Origin of the sequence: Pectobacterium nicotianae (assembly GCF_023272715.1) — a bacterium.
In the GTDB taxonomy this organism is placed as follows: domain Bacteria; phylum Pseudomonadota; class Gammaproteobacteria; order Enterobacterales; family Enterobacteriaceae; genus Pectobacterium; species Pectobacterium brasiliense.
Window position 1 is genome coordinate 3,723,307 of sequence record NZ_CP096821.1, and the last position, 18,679, is coordinate 3,741,985.

General features: G+C 53.1%; 16 protein-coding genes. 3 read left to right on the forward strand and 13 right to left on the reverse strand.

All coding sequences use genetic code 11. The features are described 5' to 3' along the window. Positions 1–260 precede the first annotated feature (260 nt). Positions 261–2,825, forward strand: a complete 2,565-nt coding sequence (mutS, locus tag MYB54_RS16610) for a DNA mismatch repair protein MutS (protein WP_039502816.1) — start codon at positions 261–263, stop codon at positions 2,823–2,825. Positions 2,826–2,882: 57 nt separating this feature from the next. On the opposite strand, the gene nlpE is transcribed toward mutS, so the two are convergent. Beyond that, a complete protein-coding gene (gene nlpE / locus MYB54_RS16615; protein ID WP_205567207.1) occupies positions 2,883–3,578 on the reverse strand; it encodes an envelope stress response activation lipoprotein NlpE in 696 nt (231 codons plus the stop codon). A gap of 73 nt (positions 3,579–3,651) precedes the next feature. Further along, on the reverse strand, positions 3,652–4,206 hold the full coding sequence (locus tag MYB54_RS16620; protein ID WP_039284068.1) for a YaeQ family protein: 555 nt from the start codon (positions 4,204–4,206) through the stop codon (positions 3,652–3,654). Positions 4,207–4,446: 240 nt separating this feature from the next. Here MYB54_RS16620 and MYB54_RS16625 point away from each other — a divergent pair, with 240 nt between their 5' ends. Beyond that, on the forward strand, positions 4,447–4,647 hold the full coding sequence (locus MYB54_RS16625) for a YaeP family protein (RefSeq protein ID WP_010285748.1): 201 nt from the start codon (positions 4,447–4,449) through the stop codon (positions 4,645–4,647). Next, positions 4,634–4,894 (forward strand): Rho-binding antiterminator, encoded by a 261-nt coding sequence (gene rof, locus MYB54_RS16630; RefSeq protein WP_029367608.1) that lies wholly within the window; start codon positions 4,634–4,636, stop codon positions 4,892–4,894. The genes MYB54_RS16625 and rof overlap by 14 nt, the downstream gene beginning before the upstream one ends. A gap of 142 nt (positions 4,895–5,036) precedes the next feature. Here the strand turns inward: rof and tilS are convergent, their stop codons facing one another. The 11 genes from tilS to bamA form a co-directional block, all read right to left on the reverse strand. After that, positions 5,037–6,371, reverse strand: a complete 1,335-nt coding sequence (tilS, locus tag MYB54_RS16635; RefSeq protein WP_248721074.1) for a tRNA lysidine(34) synthetase TilS — start codon at positions 6,369–6,371, stop codon at positions 5,037–5,039. Further along, a complete protein-coding gene (locus MYB54_RS16640; RefSeq protein ID WP_248721075.1) occupies positions 6,361–6,750 on the reverse strand; it encodes a VOC family protein in 390 nt (129 codons plus the stop codon). Before MYB54_RS16640 ends, tilS begins: the two co-directional genes overlap by 11 nt. 126 nt (positions 6,751–6,876) lie before the next feature. Beyond that, entirely contained in the window at positions 6,877–7,836 is a 960-nt protein-coding gene (gene accA, locus MYB54_RS16645) for an acetyl-CoA carboxylase carboxyl transferase subunit alpha (RefSeq protein WP_010296434.1), read from the reverse strand. 12 nt (positions 7,837–7,848) lie between these two features. Then, positions 7,849–11,331, reverse strand: a complete 3,483-nt coding sequence (gene dnaE / locus MYB54_RS16650) for a DNA polymerase III subunit alpha (protein ID WP_039467040.1) — start codon at positions 11,329–11,331, stop codon at positions 7,849–7,851. Positions 11,332–11,416: 85 nt separating this feature from the next. After that, positions 11,417–12,013, reverse strand: coding sequence for a ribonuclease HII (gene rnhB, locus MYB54_RS16655; protein ID WP_010284848.1), 597 nt, complete (start codon positions 12,011–12,013; stop codon positions 11,417–11,419). 21 nt (positions 12,014–12,034) lie between these two features. Continuing rightward, the gene (lpxB, locus tag MYB54_RS16660) at positions 12,035–13,186 is read right to left on the reverse strand and encodes a lipid-A-disaccharide synthase (protein ID WP_248721076.1); all 1,152 of its coding nucleotides are present in this window, start codon (positions 13,184–13,186) and stop codon (positions 12,035–12,037) included. A 3-nt stretch (positions 13,187–13,189) separates the two neighbouring features. Further along, a complete protein-coding gene (gene lpxA, locus MYB54_RS16665) occupies positions 13,190–13,978 on the reverse strand; it encodes an acyl-ACP--UDP-N-acetylglucosamine O-acyltransferase (protein ID WP_010284845.1) in 789 nt (262 codons plus the stop codon). A gap of 4 nt (positions 13,979–13,982) precedes the next feature. Continuing rightward, positions 13,983–14,438, reverse strand: a complete 456-nt coding sequence (fabZ, locus tag MYB54_RS16670) for a 3-hydroxyacyl-ACP dehydratase FabZ (RefSeq protein ID WP_010284842.1) — start codon at positions 14,436–14,438, stop codon at positions 13,983–13,985. Positions 14,439–14,539: 101 nt separating this feature from the next. Continuing rightward, positions 14,540–15,562, reverse strand: coding sequence for a UDP-3-O-(3-hydroxymyristoyl)glucosamine N-acyltransferase (lpxD, locus tag MYB54_RS16675; protein WP_014914453.1), 1,023 nt, complete (start codon positions 15,560–15,562; stop codon positions 14,540–14,542). Between the two features lie 3 nt (positions 15,563–15,565). After that, positions 15,566–16,063: a molecular chaperone Skp gene (gene skp, locus MYB54_RS16680; protein ID WP_014914452.1), complete on the reverse strand. Its 498-nt coding sequence runs from the start codon at positions 16,061–16,063 to the stop codon at positions 15,566–15,568. A 177-nt stretch (positions 16,064–16,240) separates the two neighbouring features. Then, positions 16,241–18,670: an outer membrane protein assembly factor BamA gene (gene bamA / locus MYB54_RS16685; protein WP_014914451.1), complete on the reverse strand. Its 2,430-nt coding sequence runs from the start codon at positions 18,668–18,670 to the stop codon at positions 16,241–16,243. Positions 18,671–18,679 lie beyond the last annotated feature (9 nt).

Genomic DNA, 18,679 nt, shown 5'->3' on the forward strand with positions numbered 1-18,679 from the left:
GCGAGCCGCCTCGCGCGCCTGAGCAATAGAGGAAAAATCGCATACGCATCCCGGTCCCAGTCTGGTAACGTCGTCTGACGCCAAATAACGGCCACCAGTGGTAAGATAGCGCATTCGCGGGTGATGTTTTTCATCCGTCAGTCAGTATACTTCTGGCATTCCATTTCAATGCTCAGGTGATGGGCCATCAGCAAGGTTTTTCATCAAACCCAGCGCCGTCACCTGAACGAACAAAAGCGTTAAGACTGAGTAAAATCAATATGAAAGATTCTACCGACAAGGATTTCACTGCCCACACTCCCATGATGCAGCAGTACTTTAGGTTAAAGGCTGAACATCCGGAAATCCTGCTGTTTTACCGCATGGGCGATTTTTACGAGCTGTTCTATGACGATGCCAAGCGAGCTTCTCAACTGCTGGATATCTCGCTGACGAAGCGCGGTGCCTCAGCAGGGGAACCGATACCGATGGCGGGCGTTCCTCACCATGCCGTTGAAAACTACCTTGCCAGACTGGTGCAAATGGGCGAATCCGTCGCTATCTGCGAACAGGTTGGCGATCCCGCCACCAGCAAAGGTCCGGTAGAACGCAAAGTTGTACGTATCGTCACGCCAGGAACCATCAGCGACGAAGCGCTATTGCAGGAAAAGCAGGATAACCTGCTGGCCGCAATCTGGCAGGACGGTCGGGGGTTCGGTTATGCCACTCTGGATATCAGCTCAGGACGTTTCCGCGTGAGCGAACCAGACGATCGGGAAACCATGGCGGCTGAGTTACAGCGCACCAATCCGGCAGAGTTACTCTACCCCGAATCTTTCGAGTCCATGGATTTGATCGAAAATCGCCATGGGCTGCGCCGCCGTCCGCTGTGGGAATTTGAGCCCGACACAGCACGCCAGCAGCTTAATCTGCAATTTGGCACCCGCGATCTGACCGGTTTTGGCGTAGAGCAGGCCAAGCTCGCATTACGGGCCGCTGGCTGCCTGCTGCAATACGCAAAAGACACCCAGCGCACCTCGCTGCCGCATATTCGCGGGATTACCATGGAGCGCCAGCAGGACGGCATCATCATGGACGCGGCCACCCGCCGTAACCTTGAACTGACGCAGAATCTGTCCGGCGGCGTCGAGAATACGCTGGCTGCTGTACTGGACTGCACCGTGACGGCAATGGGCAGCCGAATGCTGAAGCGCTGGATTCATATGCCCAGCCGCGATATTGATGCGCTCACACAGCGCCAGCAGGCCATTAGCGCATTGCAGGACATCACGCCCGATCTGCAACCCTATCTGCGACAGGTCGGCGATCTGGAACGTATTCTGGCGCGACTCGCGTTGCGCACGGCACGCCCGCGCGATCTGGCTCGTATGCGCCACGCTTTCCAGCAGTTCCCCGATATTCGTGAGCAGCTTGCGCCACTGGATACCGACTCCGTTCGTCGTCTGGTCAGCCTGATTGGGCAATTTGATGAGCTACGTGATTTACTGGAGCGCGCCGTTGTCGAAGCACCGCCCGTGCTGGTACGTGACGGCGGTGTCATCGCGCCGGGCTACCATGCAGAGCTTGATGAGTGGCGCGCACTGGCTGACGGTGCCAGCGATTATCTGGATCGTCTGGAAATTCGCGAGCGCGAAAAACTGGGGCTCGATACGCTAAAAGTCGGCTTCAACGGCGTACACGGCTATTACATTCAGGTCAGCCGTGGTCAAAGCCATCTGGTGCCGATCCACTATGTACGCCGCCAGACGCTAAAAAACGCCGAACGCTATATCATCCCTGAACTGAAAGAGTACGAAGACAAAGTTCTGACCTCGAAAGGTAAAGCGCTGGCGCTCGAAAAAGCACTCTATGATGAGCTTTTCGATCTGCTGTTACCTCATCTGGCTGAACTTCAGCAAAGCGCCGCCGCATTGGCAGAATTGGACGTTCTGACGAATCTGGCCGAACGTGCCGATACATTGAATTACGTCTGCCCGACGCTGAGTGATAAGCCCGGCATCAAAATTACGGGCGGTCGTCACCCCGTTGTCGAGCAGGTGCTTCGTGAGCCGTTTATTTCGAACCCCCTATCGCTGGCACCACAGCGTCGTATGCTGATTATCACCGGCCCCAACATGGGCGGGAAAAGTACCTATATGCGTCAGGCCGCACTGATTGTGCTGATGGCGCATATCGGCTGCTTTGTGCCTGCGGATCAGGCGGTCATTGGCCCCGTCGATCGTATTTTCACTCGTGTGGGTGCCGCCGACGATCTGGCTTCCGGCCGCTCTACCTTCATGGTCGAAATGACAGAAACAGCGAATATTCTGCACAATGCCACGGAAAACAGTCTGGTATTGATGGACGAAATCGGTCGCGGAACCTCCACCTATGACGGCCTGTCGCTGGCCTGGGCCTGTGCCGAAAATCTGGCGAACCGCATCAAAGCGATGACGCTGTTTGCAACGCACTACTTTGAACTGACCACTCTGCCGGAAAAAATGGAAGGCGTGGTGAACGTGCATTTAGATGCGCGCGAGCACGGTGATACCATCGCCTTCATGCACAGCGTACAAGATGGTGCAGCCAGCAAAAGTTATGGCCTTGCCGTCGCCGCATTGGCTGGCGTACCGAAAGAAGTGATTAAGCGCGCGCGCCAGAAGCTGAAGGAGCTGGAAACGCTATCGAATAATGCGTCATCCAGCCATATCGATGGCGCGCAGCTAGCGCTGCTGAGTAATGACGAACCGTCACCGGCAATGGAAGCGCTGGAAGCCATCGATCCTGATGCGCTCACGCCGCGTCAGGCGTTGGATTGGCTTTACCAGCTAAAGAAAATGCTCTAACGCGTAATCGATACGAAAAAGGCACTGGAATCAGTGCCTTTTCTTTTTAACGCTGCGTTAGTCTATCTGTGTATCGCAGTTTGCCCTCGCGTTCATGCGGGCGTTATCACTGCTGTTAGGGACCACCGCTTTCACCATCTGACCTTCTTCCATTGATGGAATCACGGCGAAATGCGCGGTAAAGGAAACCAGCACCGGTTCCCCCGCCGACGCCGTCGTACGAAGGTACAACCTTTCCAGCACGGCATTACTCGCCACCACAAACGTTTTTCCGGTTGCGCAGTCAGAGAACGTCGCTGCATCCGCCAGATAGCGGTACATGCCCTTCATCGACATCGGCGTATCCGGCAATGCCTGCTTGGTTGCCGTCAGTTGGCGAGGAAGAGAAGAATTAATGGGCAACCCTTGCTGATCCAGCATTTCAAGAGAGTTATCAACCGGGCGGAAGTAACGTTTTTCGCCCGAACTATCCGTCAACACCAGCTTGTCCGCGGTGCGTCGCCATTGCCCATAGGACGCGAACGTGTTGTTGCCCTCTCGTGTCGTTTGATACTGTTCGCGAAGAACAAAAGTCCCGTCTTTTTCCAAAAATAGTGACGTATCAATCCCTCCGCAGTCCGCGCAGGGTAAAACGCCACGATAACTTTGTGCCATTGGTTTAAGGGGTTCTTCCTGAACTTGCGAGCGGGTATGACACCCGATCAACCCAGAAATCCCTGCAATCAACAGCACACCGATAGCCAGTTTTTTCATCATTATTTTCCTGCCGTCTCTGCCCTGTTTTTATCGTTCTTACTCAACGATCTGGAATATATCCAATCTGTTATCATCCCTGAGTCTGAGGAATTTTCCACTCAGAAAATGCTATTTCCAGACTATTCTTATCGTCAGACAACCAGATCGTGCCGTCCTGTATCGTTGCCTGCAATGACATCGTGCGTTGAACCAGTCCGGCAAGCTGAGCCAGCTGATTATCATCCAGAAAACGGATAGCCAGATTCTTGTACCCAGAGACCTTGCCCGATATCGCACTCCACCAAACCTGTGCCGCACGCTCGCTGTAGGCATACAACACCACGGCACGGGACTGATTGCAGGCCTTCTTGAGCCGTTTTTCATCCGGCAGGCCTAGCTCAATCCACAGTTCCAGTTCCATCGTATCGTTACGTCGCCAGATTTCCGGCTCATCATCTGCGCTGAGTCCTTTGGTAAAACGCAGGTTTTCATCAGCATGGCAAATCCACGCTAAAAGCCGCAGCATCATACGCTGCTCGGTTTCAGACGGATGCTGCGCTATCGTCAGGTTCGCATCGTGAAAAAAATTCCGATCCATATCGGCAATATTGATTGCTGCTTTGTAAACCGTTGCTTTTAATGCCATCAGTGACCTCGTCTTTATTCCCTCCTAGTTTACTTGAGTTAGCGCCATCCTCACAGTAAAGGTGATATCTGCCACGTAACCGATAGATTAGGCCTCTAAGGACTACTGATATCCTGTTAGTGCCTATGCTATAGTCGGTTTGATAAATAGAGTTTATCTTCGTAGGCTTACAACATCGCGCACCGCAGCTAGTGATGATGCATGAATATCTACCGAGCTAAGCTTTTAAGGGAGGATATAGTGCAAGAATACTGTGAATTAGTACGTCGCTTATACGCAGAGATCGCCAGTGGCGATCTGGGCTATATACCCGATTCGCTGGGTTGTGTTTTAAAAACCCTGGATGGCATTGCCGCGAATGATGCGTTGCCATCCTCCGTCAGGGAACAGGCCGCTTTTGCCGCCGCTAACTTATTGGTGAGTGACTATGTCAATGAGTAATGAATATCAACCCATCAACTGTGATGATTACGACAGCCTGGAAGCCACCTGTCAGCAGAATTTGACGCTGACGCTGGAACTACGCAATGGTGAAGTTGTGACCGGTAAAGCCAGTGATATGATCTCACGTAAGCAGGTCGAATATCTGGTGATTGAAGCCTCAGGCACAACGCGCGAACTGCGTCTCGACCACATCGTCAGTTTCAGTCATCCTGAAATCGGGAAGGTCGTCGTCAGCGAATCCTGACAGACTTCTCCTTTCATTCAGCGGCAAACGCTGAACCAATGCTTCCCAAACGGACAACGCAGGTTGTCCGTTTTATTTCAGTACTAGCCTCAGCGTCAGGCTTTTCCCTCAGCTTTTTTCCCCTGGCTTATTGTTCCCAAACTTACTTTTCCCAAACAATGCGCCATACCGGCTGGTTTTCTCTCGCCTGCCCTTCTCGCGTGACGAATCGTCCCACTGCCGCAATCAGTTGCTCGTTGTAGAACACCAGCGGCGTACGGTCGCGCCACCAGGGCGGAACGCCCAGCTCCTGCCAGAGTTTCTTGATTTGTCGCCCGTGGGCTCTGCCGACAATATGCACAGTTCCACTAGTCGAAAAACAGATACTCACCGACTCATCGTTTTCCGGCGCGCGAATCTCCACGCCGCTATCGGCCAGTGACAGCGTGCCCAGATTATCGGGTAGCGACAACGGGCATGACGGCGACTGCCACGGGATAATTTGGTCTTTGAGTGACGGCATCAGCGGCAGCAGATAGAGATGCTGACGAAAACGGCGAACCTGCATCTGATTCAGTTGCAATATCGGTTCCGCATCCTGACGGCTCGTCGCTACCTCATCCCAGAGTCGCTGTAGCTGTTCACGCGCGGGCATCACCGCCCCTTGCTGCGCCAGCCAGCGACGCAGGAGTGCAAAACGACGCACCGGACTTAGCGTTACCAGACCGTCAATATTCAGCGCGCCATCCGGCTGGCATAACGCCTGCAATGACTCCTCCAGCAGCTCATCTAGCAGCTGTTCCTGTTCGGCACAAAGCTGGGCGCTACGCGCGACGGCGGAGGAGAAATGCGGCCAGCGCTGCGTCAATCGCGGTAAGATCTGACGACGTAGAAAATTGCGGTCGAAACGTTCATCCTGATTGCTGTCATCTTCAATCCAGTCAAGCTGATGCCGCTGCGCATAGGCTTCCAACTGCAAGCGAGAAATGCCTAACAGCGGACGCACAAGACGATAATGACCGAGCGTACCTTGAGCCGCCATCGCAGATAACCCGGCAGGCCCGCTGCCGCGTTTAAGCGCCAGTAAAAACGTTTCGCTCTGGTCGTCAAGGTGCTGCGCCGTCAGCAAGGTTTCCCCGTCTTGCAGATGCGCTCGCAGCGCCTGATAACGTGCCGTTCGGGCCGCAGCCTCGATACCGCCGTTCTGCGCCTCAACCGTCACCGACAGCGAGGCAAAGGGCACCTGCCAGCGTTCACACTGCTGACGACAATGTTCAGCCCAGCTATCGGCCAGCGGATTTAAACCATGATGAATATAAGCCGCACGGATGGGTAGCCCAGAACGCTGACGCAGAACCACCAGCAGATGCAATAGCACGCTAGAATCCAGACCACCGCTGTAGGCCAGCAAGATCGACCCGCATCCGGCTGTTTGCGTCGCGATCGTCTGGAGCAATCGATCATCAGGTTCGGTGCAGTCCACGGTATCAGATCTCATACAGTTCTAAAGGCAAGCAGTCAGGATCGGAGAAAAAGGTGAAGCGCTGCTGCGTTTCAGGATCGATCCGGACAGGTTCACAAATAACGCCAGCCTGTTCCAGCGAGGCGACAGCCTGTTCTATGTTAGCCACCGCAAAAGCCAGATGACGCAGGCCGCAGGCTTCCGGACGGCTCACGCGCGCAGGTGGGTGGGGGAAAGAAAACAGCTCAATGGTATAACGCCCATTCAGCGAGAGATCCCCTTTCCACGACTGCCGCGCTTCACGGTAGATCTCGTTGTTCAACGTAAACCCTAGCACACCACAGTAAAACGCCTTGCTGCGTTCATAGTCAGAGGCAATAACCGCAATGTGATGGACATCAAGAAGCTTCAGCATGCTTCAAACCCTCATAGCAAAAAATCCGCTGTCATTTCTGACAACGGATTTTCAAAGTAACGCCAGAATCGCCTGATTGATAACACATCAATCAGACAATCACCTTATCAGCAGTAGCCACTGTACTTAACAGTAACCATAGTTCATCAAACGCTGATAACGACGGTTCAACAGCTCTTCTTCTGTCAGGCCGTCGAGGTCGAGCAGGTCGGCCAGCAGCTGCGCTTTCAGAGACTCTGCCATCGCTGGGACGTTACGGTGCGCCGAACCTAACGGCTCAGGGATCACGGTATCGATCAGTTTCAGCTCTTTCAGACGCGGCGCAATAATGCCCATGGCTTCTGCTGCCAACGGCGCTTTATCTGCGCTCTTCCACAGGATAGACGCACAGCCTTCCGGTGAAATCACCGAGTAGGTGCTGTACTGCAGCATGTTGACTTTGTCGCCCACGCCGATAGCCAATGCACCACCGGAACCACCTTCGCCGATAACGGTACAGATGATTGGTACACGCAGCGTCGACATTTCACGCAGGTTGCGCGCGATAGCCTCAGACTGACCGCGTTCTTCTGCGCCCACGCCCGGATAAGCTCCCGGCGTGTCGATGAAGGTGATGATCGGCATCTTGAAGCGATCGGCCATTTCCATCAGGCGCAACGCTTTGCGATAGCCTTCCGGTGCAGGCATGCCGAAATTACGGCGAATCTTTTCTTTGGTCTCACGCCCTTTCTGATGACCAATGATCATCACCGGACGCCCATCCAAACGAGCAATCCCGCCAACAATGGCTTTATCATCGGCGTAGGCGCGATCGCCAGCCAACTCATCAAAGTCGGTAAAGATATGCTTAATATAATCAAGCGTATAAGGACGTTGTGGATGGCGCGCTAATTGCGCAACCTGCCAGGCACCCAAATCGGCGAAGATTTTGCGCGTCAGTTCAACGCTCTTCTCACGCAGGCGCTGGACTTCTTCGTCCAGATTAATATCTAATTTTTCGTCTTGACGGCTGACTGCGGTCAGCGAGTCAATTTTCGCTTCCAACTCTGCAATCGGCTGCTCAAAATCAAGAAAATTCAGACTCATAGTATTCCTATATTAGTCAAATTCCAGTTCCACCTGCTCATTACCCACTAATGTGCGCAGCTCGTTCAGTAGTGCATCGGCAGGCGTTACACGCCATGCTGCGCCGAAACGTAGTCGGGCGCGCGCATCTTCACGCTGGTAATAGAGATGCACTGGGATCGTCCCCGATCGGTGGGGTTCCAACGATTGGCGGAGACGGTTTAATAGCTGGTCATCAATTTGCCTGTCAGTCAGCGAGATAGCAAGCCCGCGCGCGTATTTTTCCCGCGCTTCACTGATATCCATTAACTCTCGGACGGTCATTTTAAGCCCGCCGCTGAAGTCATCAAAGCTGACCTGTCCACTGGCGATAAGGATACGGTCTTTCTCAAGTAAATGCTGATATTTTTCCAATGCATCGGTAAACAGCATTATCTCAAGTCGACCGGAACGATCGTCCAATGTACAGACACCAATACGGTTACCCCGCTTGGTGACCATGACGCGGGCCGCCAACACCAGCCCAACGGCAGTGGTCATTTTACCCCGATCCGTCGGGTGCATATCTTTCAAACGCACGCCACCGGCATAGCGTTCAATTTCCTTAATATATTGCGTGATCGGGTGGCCGGTCAGGTACAGCCCCAGCGTTTCCCGTTCACCATCCAGCACCACCTGCTCCGGCCACGGCGGCACCGTGCTGTAGGATTGCTCAACCTGTTCAGGCGCATCGGCCAGCACGCCGAACATATCCACCTGACCAATCGCTTCCGCTTTCGCATGCTGATCGGCAGCCTTCAGCGCATCAGGCAATGAATTCATCAACGCGGCACGATGCGGCCCCAGACGGTCAAACGCCCCAGACATAATCAGCTTTTCCAGCACGCGGCGGTTCAGCTTTTTAATATCGGTACGCGCGCAAAGATCAAACAGCTCTCTAAAATAGCCGCCCTGATTACGCGCTTCGATAATCGCCTCAATCGGGCCTTCACCCACGCCTTTAATCGCACCGATGCCGTAAACAATCTCGCCATCGTCGTTAACGTGGAAGTGATACAGTCCGCTGTTGATGTCGGGAGGCAGGATTTTTAACCCCATCCGCCAACATTCGTCAACCAGACCGACCACTTTATCCGTGTTGTCCATATCGGCCGTCATTACGGCCGCCATGAATTCTGCCGGATAGTGCGCCTTCAGCCATAGCGTTTGGTAAGACACCAGCGCATAGGCCGCGGAGTGAGATTTATTAAAGCCATAACCGGCGAATTTTTCCACCAGGTCGAAAATCTTAACCGCCAGTTCGCCGTTTACGCCGCGAGATTTGGCACCATCTTCGAAGCCACCACGCTGCTTCGCCATTTCGACCGGGTTCTTTTTCCCCATCGCACGACGCAGCATATCCGCACCGCCCAGCGTATAGCCCGCCAGAACCTGCGCAATCTGCATGACCTGTTCCTGATACAGGATAATGCCGTAGGTCGGCTCCAGCACAGGCTTAAGTGACTCGTGCTGCCATTCGATATCAGGATACGAGATCGCTTCACGGCCATGCTTACGGTCGATGAAGTTATCTACCATGCCGGATTGCAACGGGCCGGGACGGAACAACGCCACCAGTGCGATCATATCTTCAAAGCAGTCAGGCTTAAGGCGTTTGATCAGGTCTTTCATGCCGCGCGATTCAAGCTGGAATACCGCTGTGGTTTCCGAGCGTTGCAGCATGTCGAAGCTTTTCTTATCGTCGAGCGGAATCGCCGCAATATCAATCGGCTCCAGCCCTTGCTTCGCGCGACGGGCGTTAATCATTCCCAGCGCCCAGTCGATGATGGTCAGCGTACGCAGGCCAAGGAAGTCGAACTTCACCAGCCCGGCATATTCCACGTCGTTCTTATCGAACTGGGTAACCGGATGGTTGCCTTCCGCATCGCAATATAGCGGCGCGAAATCGGTAATCTTGGTGGGGGATATCACCACCCCACCCGCATGTTTACCCGCGTTACGCGTTACCCCTTCGAGCTTACGCGCCATATCGATGAGGGCCTTAACTTCCTCATCGGCTTCATAAATTTCCGGCAGTTGCGGTTCAGCAGCAAACGCTTTTTCCAGCGTCATGCCCGGATCGGGCGGCACCAGCTTTGAAATACGATCGACAAACCCATAAGGGTGCCCAAGCACGCGGCCTACGTCACGAATAACCGCTTTCGCCGCCATCGTACCGAAGGTGATAATCTGCGATACCGCATCACGCCCGTACATTTCCGCGACGTGATCGATGACCTTGTCGCGTTTTTCCATACAGAAATCGACGTCAAAGTCAGGCATGGAAACACGTTCAGGATTGAGGAAGCGTTCGAACAGCAGGTCGAATTCCAGCGGATCAAGATCGGTGATTTTCAGCGCATAGGCCACTAACGAACCCGCACCGGAACCACGTCCCGGTCCAACAGGCACATCGTTATCCTTCGACCACTGAATAAATTCCATTACGATCAGGAAGTAGCCGGGGAACCCCATCTGGTTGATAACGCCCAGTTCAATATCCAGACGTTCATCATATTCAGGCCGACGCTCAGCGCGCACTTCCGGATCGGGGAACAGGAATTCGAGACGCTCCTCCAGCCCCTTTTTCGAGCACTGAACCAGAAAGTCTTCCGTACTCATGTCGCCCGTTGGGAACTGCGGCAGGAAATATTCACCCAAACGAATCGTTACGTTACAACGCTTGGCAATTTCAACGCTGTTCGCCAGCGCTTCGGGGATATCCGCGAACAGCTCGCACATTTCTTCTTCGGAACGCATGTACTGCTGTGGGCTGTAATTACGTGGACGCTTGGGATCGTCAAGCGTGTAGCCATCGTGAATGGCCACGCGGATTTCGTGAGCGTCAAAATCATCGGTGCTGATAAAACACACTTCATTGGTTGCCACCACGGGCACCCCGTGCTTCGTCGCCAGTTCGACGGCGGCGTGCAAATAGCTTTCTTCATCGGGGCGGGACGTGCGGATCAGTTCCAGATAGTAACGCTGGGGGAAGTGTTCCTGATAAAAGGCCAGACATTGTTCGGCCTGCGTCTGGTTACCACGCAGCAAAAATCGACCGACATCACCCCGGCGGCCGCCAGACAGTAAAATCAGCCCTTCCTGATGTTCAACAAGCCAATCCCGGTCAATCGTCGGCCCGGCAGCGCCATAGCCTCGTTGATAAGCGTGGGAAATCAGCAGCGTAAGATTCTGGTAGCCAGCATTATTCATGGCCAGGACGGTAAGATGCGCGAGCTCATCCCCCAATTCGTCGCTTTCGACACAGAAATCTGCGCCGATAATGGGCTTGATTCCCGCGCCATGCGCGCCGCCATAGAATTTAACCAGCCCACACAGGTTGGTAAAATCAGTAATCGCCAGCGCTGGCATGCCGAGTGCCGCCGCTTTTTTTACCAGCGGACCGACTTTGGCCAGCCCATCGATCATGGAATAGTCACTGTGAACACGCAGGTGAACAAAACGTGGTTCGGCCATCTCCAGATCCCAGAATTTATCGATTAGTCAGCATGGCAACGGCACGCTTACGTGCCCACGCCATACCGAGAGTTAATGATGATGTTTACGCCAGACCTAATGCACGTCTGACTGGCGCGAAGCTCCGACGGTGAAACTCAGTGGCACCCAGTGCGGCCAGTTTCTCCAGATGAAAAGCCGTTGGATAGCCTTTGTGTTGGGCAAAACCATAAGCGGGGAAGCGTTGATCCAACTCGACCATCTCACGATCGCGAGTCACTTTCGCCATAATCGAGGCCGCGCTGATTTCTGCCACGCGGCTATCCCCTTTTACGACCGCCTGAGCGGGCATCGGCAAAGCCGGGCAACGATTGCCATCAATGAGAACAAAATCAGGCACGACAGCCAACCCGGCAACCGCACGCTGCATTGCCAGCATGGTAGCATGCAGGATATTCAATTGGTCAATCTCTTCCGGCTCCGCACGGCCAAGGCTCCACGCCAATGCCTTCTCTTTGATTTCATCATAGAGCGACAGTCGACGTTTTTCACTCAGCTTTTTGGAGTCCGCCAGCCCGACAATTGGCCTAGTCGGGTCAAGAATCACCGCAGCCGTTACGACCGCACCAACCAGAGGGCCACGGCCCACTTCATCAACGCCAGCGATACAGCTCGCCTGCGGATAGACAAATATTTCACTCATGATCTTATTAACATGGTTTTATTAACACGGCTTGACTAATTCCAGCACCGCCTGAGCCGCTTGCTCATCGGCGTTACAGCCGATCTGCTGGTGCAAATCCACAAACGTCGCGCGTAGCTCAGCCATTTTTTCTGTATCGGCAAACAGAGGCAGCAGCGCAGCGGCCAGCTTGTCCGGCGTACAGTCCGTCTGTAGCTGTTCGGCCACCAGCTCACGTCCCGCCAGCAAATTCGGCAGAGACACCCACGGTGTTTTGACAAGGCGCTGCGCCAGCCAGAAGGTAAAGGGCTTCATGCGATACCCTACAACCATCGGACATTTAGCCAGCATGCACTCCAGCGCTGCCGTACCCGATGCCAACAGAGCGGCATCACTGGCAATCATGGCTTCTCGCGCTTGCCCATCCAGCAGATGTACGCGTAGATCGGGCGCCACGCTACTTTTTATCCGCTCGAACTGTTCACGGCGCTTGCTGTTGACCAGCGGAACCACGATTTCCAGATCGGTAAAATGCTGGCGTAGTAACACAGCCGTATTGAGAAAATCTTCGCTAAGCATTTCAACTTCTGCACCGCGACTGCCCGGCAGCAGCGCCAGACAAGGTACATCCGGTGCAATACCCAGCGTCGCACGTGCAGCCAGCTTATCGGGGTGCAGCGGCATCGCATCGGCCATCGTATGACCGATAAAGCGACAAGGTACATTGAAACGATCGTAAAACGCTTTTTCAAAAGGCAAAAAAGCCAGCACCAGATTGGTCGCTTTACCTATTTTGAAAACGCGTTTTTGACGCCATGCCCATACGGAAGGACTGACGTAGTGAATGGTATTGATACCGCGCTTTTTGAGGTTGCCCTCTAGCGTGATATTGAAATCAGGTGCATCAATGCCCACGAAAACATCGGGTTGAAGTTCGCTAAAGCGCTGGGTTAAATCTCGCCGAATTTTCAGCAGGCGGGGAAGTCGTCCAAGCACCTCAACAATGCCCATGACAGCCAACTCTTCCATCTCGTACCAGGCTTCACAGCCTTCGGCCTGCATACGTGGCCCGGCAACGCCGACAAACCGCGCATCAGGCACCTTTTCTTTAAGCGCCCGGATCAGGCCTGCGCCAAGGATGTCGCCGGAAGTTTCTCCGGCGACCAGCCCAATAGTCAAAGGACGTGATGACATGGATTAACGAATGATGCCGCGAGTAGAACGGGCAAAGAAATCGGTAAACGCCTGCACAGCCGGGTGTTCAGCCGCCAGCGCTTCAATTTCCGGTTTCACTTCGTCCAGTGTTCTGCCGCTGCGGTAGAGGAGCTTGTACGCGTTACGAATCGCGTGCAGGGTGTCTTTTTCGAATCCACGACGCTTCAGGCCTTCAATATTCAGGCCAAACGGCGTGGCGTGGTTACCCTGCGCGATCACATACGGCGGCACGTCTTGCGCTACACCGGAACATCCGCCAACCATGACGTGGGCACCGATAATGCAGAACTGGTGCACGGCCGTCATCCCACCGATAATCGCAAAATCATCGACGGAAACGTGGCCACCCAGCGTCGCGTTATTCGCCAGAATACAACGATTGCCCACTACGCAGTCATGTGCGATATGCGTGTTGATCATCAACAGGTTATCGCTACCGACTTTAGTCAACCCGCCGCCCTGTGTCGTGCCACGATGAATCGTGACGCTTTCACGGATGCGGTTACGATCGCCAATCTCAACGCGGGTCGGTTCCCCGGCATATTTGAGATCCTGATTCACTTCACCAATTGACGTGAACTGATAGATTTCGTTGTCGCGACCAATTTTAGTGACGCCATTGACGACGACATGTGATTTCAGCACCGTCCCCGCACCGATCTCAACCTGAGAACCGATATAGCAGAACGGGCCAATATGAACGCCAGCACCAATAATGGCACCGTCTTCAACAATCGAACTAGGGTGAATAAAGGCGGTTTGATCAATCACGTTATCAGGACTCCCGACGGCGAGCACACATCATTGACGCTTCACAGGCCACTTCGCCATCAACTTTGGCAACACCTTTAAAGCGCGCAACGCCGCGACGCTCTTTGATGAATTCAACTTCAAGGATCATTTGATCGCCTGGCTGCACGGGGCGCTTAAAGCGCGCTTCGTCTACAGCGGCGAAATAGTACAGCTCACCCGGTTCCAGTTTACCTACGCTTTTAAACGCAAGAATACCGGTGGCCTGAGCCATGGCTTCCAGAATCAGCACGCCGGGAAAAATCGGTTTGCCCGGGAAATGGCCCTGGAAGAAGGGTTCGTTGAAAGAGACGTTTTTCACCGCCCGCAGAAACTTCCCTTCTTCAAAATCCAGTACCCGATCAACCAGCAAAAACGGGAAACGGTGCGGTAATAATTCTAAAATCTCTTCAATATGCAGAGTATGAGTGTCAGTAGTCAAAATACTCTTCCTGTCCATAAAAACTGATGCCATCAACAACACGGCCTGCGCAGACCCTAAATTAGGTGTCTTCAGGCAGGCCGCAAATAAAACGCGAGTGATTAAACGTTATCGACTTTTCGTTCAACGGCTTTCAACCGTTTGCTTATCTCATCAATATTCATCACCAGCGCTGCAGTTTTGCGCCACACTTTGTTGGGTTGCAAAGGAATGCCCGAAGAGTATACCCCAGGTTCAGTGATTGGTCGCATGACCATCCCCATTCCCGTTACCGTCACTTTATCGCAGATCTCCATGTGCCCGTTAATCACGCTGGCACCACCGATCATGCAATAACGACCAATTTTCAAGCTCCCCGCCATAATGACGCCACCCGCTACCGCGGTATTGTCGCCAATCACAACGTTGTGCGCAATCTGACATTGGTTATCAATGATAACACCATTACCAATGACCGTATCATCCAACGCACCACGATCGATGGTTGTGCTCGCACCGATCTCAACCCGATCGCCAATTCTGACTGTACCCAGCTGTGGGATCTTCACCCAGTTGCCGCGATCGTTAGCATAGCCAAAGCCGTCAGAACCGATCACGGTTCCCGACTGGATCAGGCAATGCTCACCCAGCTCAACGCGGTGATAAATCGTTACATTTGCCCATAAACGCGTACCGGCACCAATGCGGGCATCTTTACCGATAAAACAGCCAGGGCCAATGACAACACCATCACCCAGCTGTGCGCCAGATTCGATAACGGCATTTGCACCAATGGACACGTTCTGGCCCAGCGTCGCGTCTGGAGCAATAACCGCACTCGGTGCAATATCAGTTGCTGGTTGCGGTGTCGTATCCAACAGTTGCGCCATACGCGCATAGGTCAGATAGGGATTCTTCACTACCAGCGCCGCAACCTGACAGTAAGGTAAATCCGCTTCCGTCAGCACGACCGCTGACGCTTGCGTCCCGGCCAGTTGCTCACGGTAACGACTGTCGGAAAGAAACGTAATTTGCCCAGTTTTTGCTGAATGCATAGAAGCAACACCGGTGATGACGATATCGCCATCACCGTGTAATTGTGCATCCAACTGTTGAGCTAACGCGTCCAGTCGAATTGAATACATGTATTATTTAACCTGTTTCAGCACATCGGCAGTAATGTCTTTCGCATTGGCGACATACGCAACAGCGTTAGCGTCAATCACAACATCATAACCTTCTTTGGTTGCAACGGCTTTCACCGCATCCTGAATACGGCTCAGGATTTTGTTACGTTCTTCCATCTGACGGCGGCGGTTGTCTTGATCAAAAGCCTGCGCTTTAGTCGAGAACTGCTCGCGCTGCGCCATGACGTCCTTCTCCATTTTGCTGCGCTCGCTCGCTTTCATGGTAGAACCATCACGTTGCAGTTTCTGCATCTTGCCCTGTAAATCGTTTTCCATCGATTGCAGTTCAGAAGCACGACCTTTGAATTCGTTTTCCAGCTGTTTGCCAACGGTTTCACGCTGCGGCAGCTGTTGGAAAATGCTGGAAACGTTAACAACGGCAATTTTGTCAGCAGCCTGAACGCTGGCTGAAGCAGCCAATGCTAAACCGAGGCCTGCGGCACATAACCACTTTTTCACTATAAACTCCTCAACCTAACCTAATTTGTGTCTTAACACTTTAATTATGAGCATCGCGTCATGGTATGAAGGTCTTATGTTCGACCATTCATACCCATGAACTATTCATATCAACGAAAGGCTCGTCTCAACGAATCATGATGCGACATTCCCTGCATACGACCTATTGACGTCACACTACCAGGTTTTGCCAATGTTAAACTGGAATTGCTCCGACTTGTCTCCATCGTACTTTTTAACCGGCTGGGCATAGGAGAAGACCAATGGCCCAAGCGGAGACATCCATTGCAACGCGATACCGCTGGAAACACGGAAGTTACTCGCCTTGCTGTAATCCGGCACGCCCGCGGCAATCGTTGCAGGTGTATTTTTCCAGTTGGTATCCCATACCGTACCGCCATCCACAAAGAAGGACGTACGTACGGAGCTCGCATATTTATCGCTGATGAATGGTGTTGGCACGATCAGTTCCGCACTCAATACCGCCATCGCGTTACCGCCAACGGCGTCATCCAGATTGGTCGAATCAATCGGACAATTGGAATAAGACGTCGCACCCGCAGCACACCGGTAATACGCCGCTTTAGGACCAATCGTATTCGACTGGAAGCCACGTACCGTACTGGAACCACCCGCATAGAAGTTGTCGTAGAACGGCACTTCTTTGCTACCGATACCATCCGCAAAACCTGCGCGCGTACGGCCCATAACCACCCAGTTACCGCTATCGCTCAACGGGTAGTAGCTCGCCGAATCAAACGTCAGTTTGTAGTATTCGTTGTCCGAACCCGGTACGGCAATCTTGGCATTCGCAGACGCACGTGTGCCTTTCGTCGGGAAGTAGCCACGATCCAGATTGTTATACGACCATCCGGTATTCAGGAAGAAATCGTTCGCTTTGAAGTCAGCGCTAGATTTATTCCCTTCCTGAACCACAGATGGATTAACGCCCACGGAATCCAGATAACGCCACATCGCCACCTGCGGTCTCATATCCGACAGATCGTTATGCACATAATCCAGACCGACACGCAGTGAGTTATTCTCGTTAATCGGGAAGCCCAAGGTGCTACCAACGCCATAACTCACGTTAGTGTAGTCGGACAGATCGGCGTCTGATGCCTCAAATTTGTTATAGAATATGCGGCCACCGAGGCTAACGCCATCGACGGTAAAGTACGGGTCGGTCAGTGACAGCTCAACATACGTCTGGTAGTCGTTTTTAGTCCCGCTGATACCAACGGAATTACCCGTTCCCAGCCAGTTGTCCTGCTGGACCCCAGCCTGGAAACTCACGCCACTTTCTGTACCGAAACCGACACCAAAGTTGAATGTCCCCGTATTACGCTCTTTGACTTTATACGTGACATCAACCTGATCGGCCACGCCGGGAACACGCTGCGTTTCTACATCAACGCTTTCAAAGTATCCCAGACGGTTTAAACGCTCTTTGCCCTGCTCAACCAGATCGTTGCCTAACCAGGCACCTTCCATCTGACGCATTTCACGGCGCAGAACGGAGTCTTTAGACGTGTCGTTACCGTCAAAGCGGATATGACGCACATAGAAACGGTTACCGGCATCAACGTTGATGTTTAATTTCACCGTCTTGTCTGCGTCATTAATTTCCGGCTGTGTGACCACACGTGGATAGGCATAGCCATAACGACCCAGCAGCTTCTTGATGTCCTCTTCCATCCGGGTCACTTTCGTCCCGTTGTAGAGTTCACCCGGTTCAATCTTCGTCAACCCTTCGATTTCCGCAGAGTGACCAGCCAGATTGCCTTTCACCGCTACGCCGGACAGCTTGTACTGTTCGCCTTCCGTCATATTGATGGTGATGTAGATGCCTTTTTTATCTGGCGTCAGGCTCACCTGTGTGGAATCGATGTTGAAACGCGCATAGCCGCGATCCAGATAGAAACTCCGTAACGTTTCCAGATCGCCAGACAGTTTTTGTTTCTGGTATTTACGATCGCCGACCACGTTCCACCACGGCACTTCATCACGCAGTTGGAAACGAGAGATCAATTCGTCGGAGCTGAACGCTTTGTTACCGACAATGTTAATCTGCTGGATCTTGGCGGAAACGCCTTCCGTGAAGACCAGTTTCAGGTCTACGCGGTTACGCGGGAGTGGTGTGACAACGGCTTTAACCGACGCACTGTACTTGCCCACGCTGTAGTAGAAATCTTCCAGTCCTTTTTCGATGCTGGTGAGCGCAGTGCGGTCTAACGCTTCACCGACGCGCACGCCAGAGGCCTCCAGGTTTTCTTTCAGCATGTCGTCTTTGACTGACTTATTGCCGGAAAACGTGACGCTGGCGATGGTTGGACGTTCTTTCACCTGCACAATCAGCGTTTCGCCATCGCGCAGGACACGAACATCTTCAAAATTTCCGGTCGCAAACAAGGCACGGATGGTGTTACCGATATCATCGTCACCGATGGTATCACCAACGCGGACTGGCATACTGAGTAATGCCGCCCCGACGGCAACCCTTTGCAGGCCCTCGAAATGAATGTCCTTCACTACGAACCCGTCTGCACCGTATACGGTTGCGCTGCTAAACAGCAGCGACGCTATGAGCAACTTTTTGATCGCCATCGTTGTTAT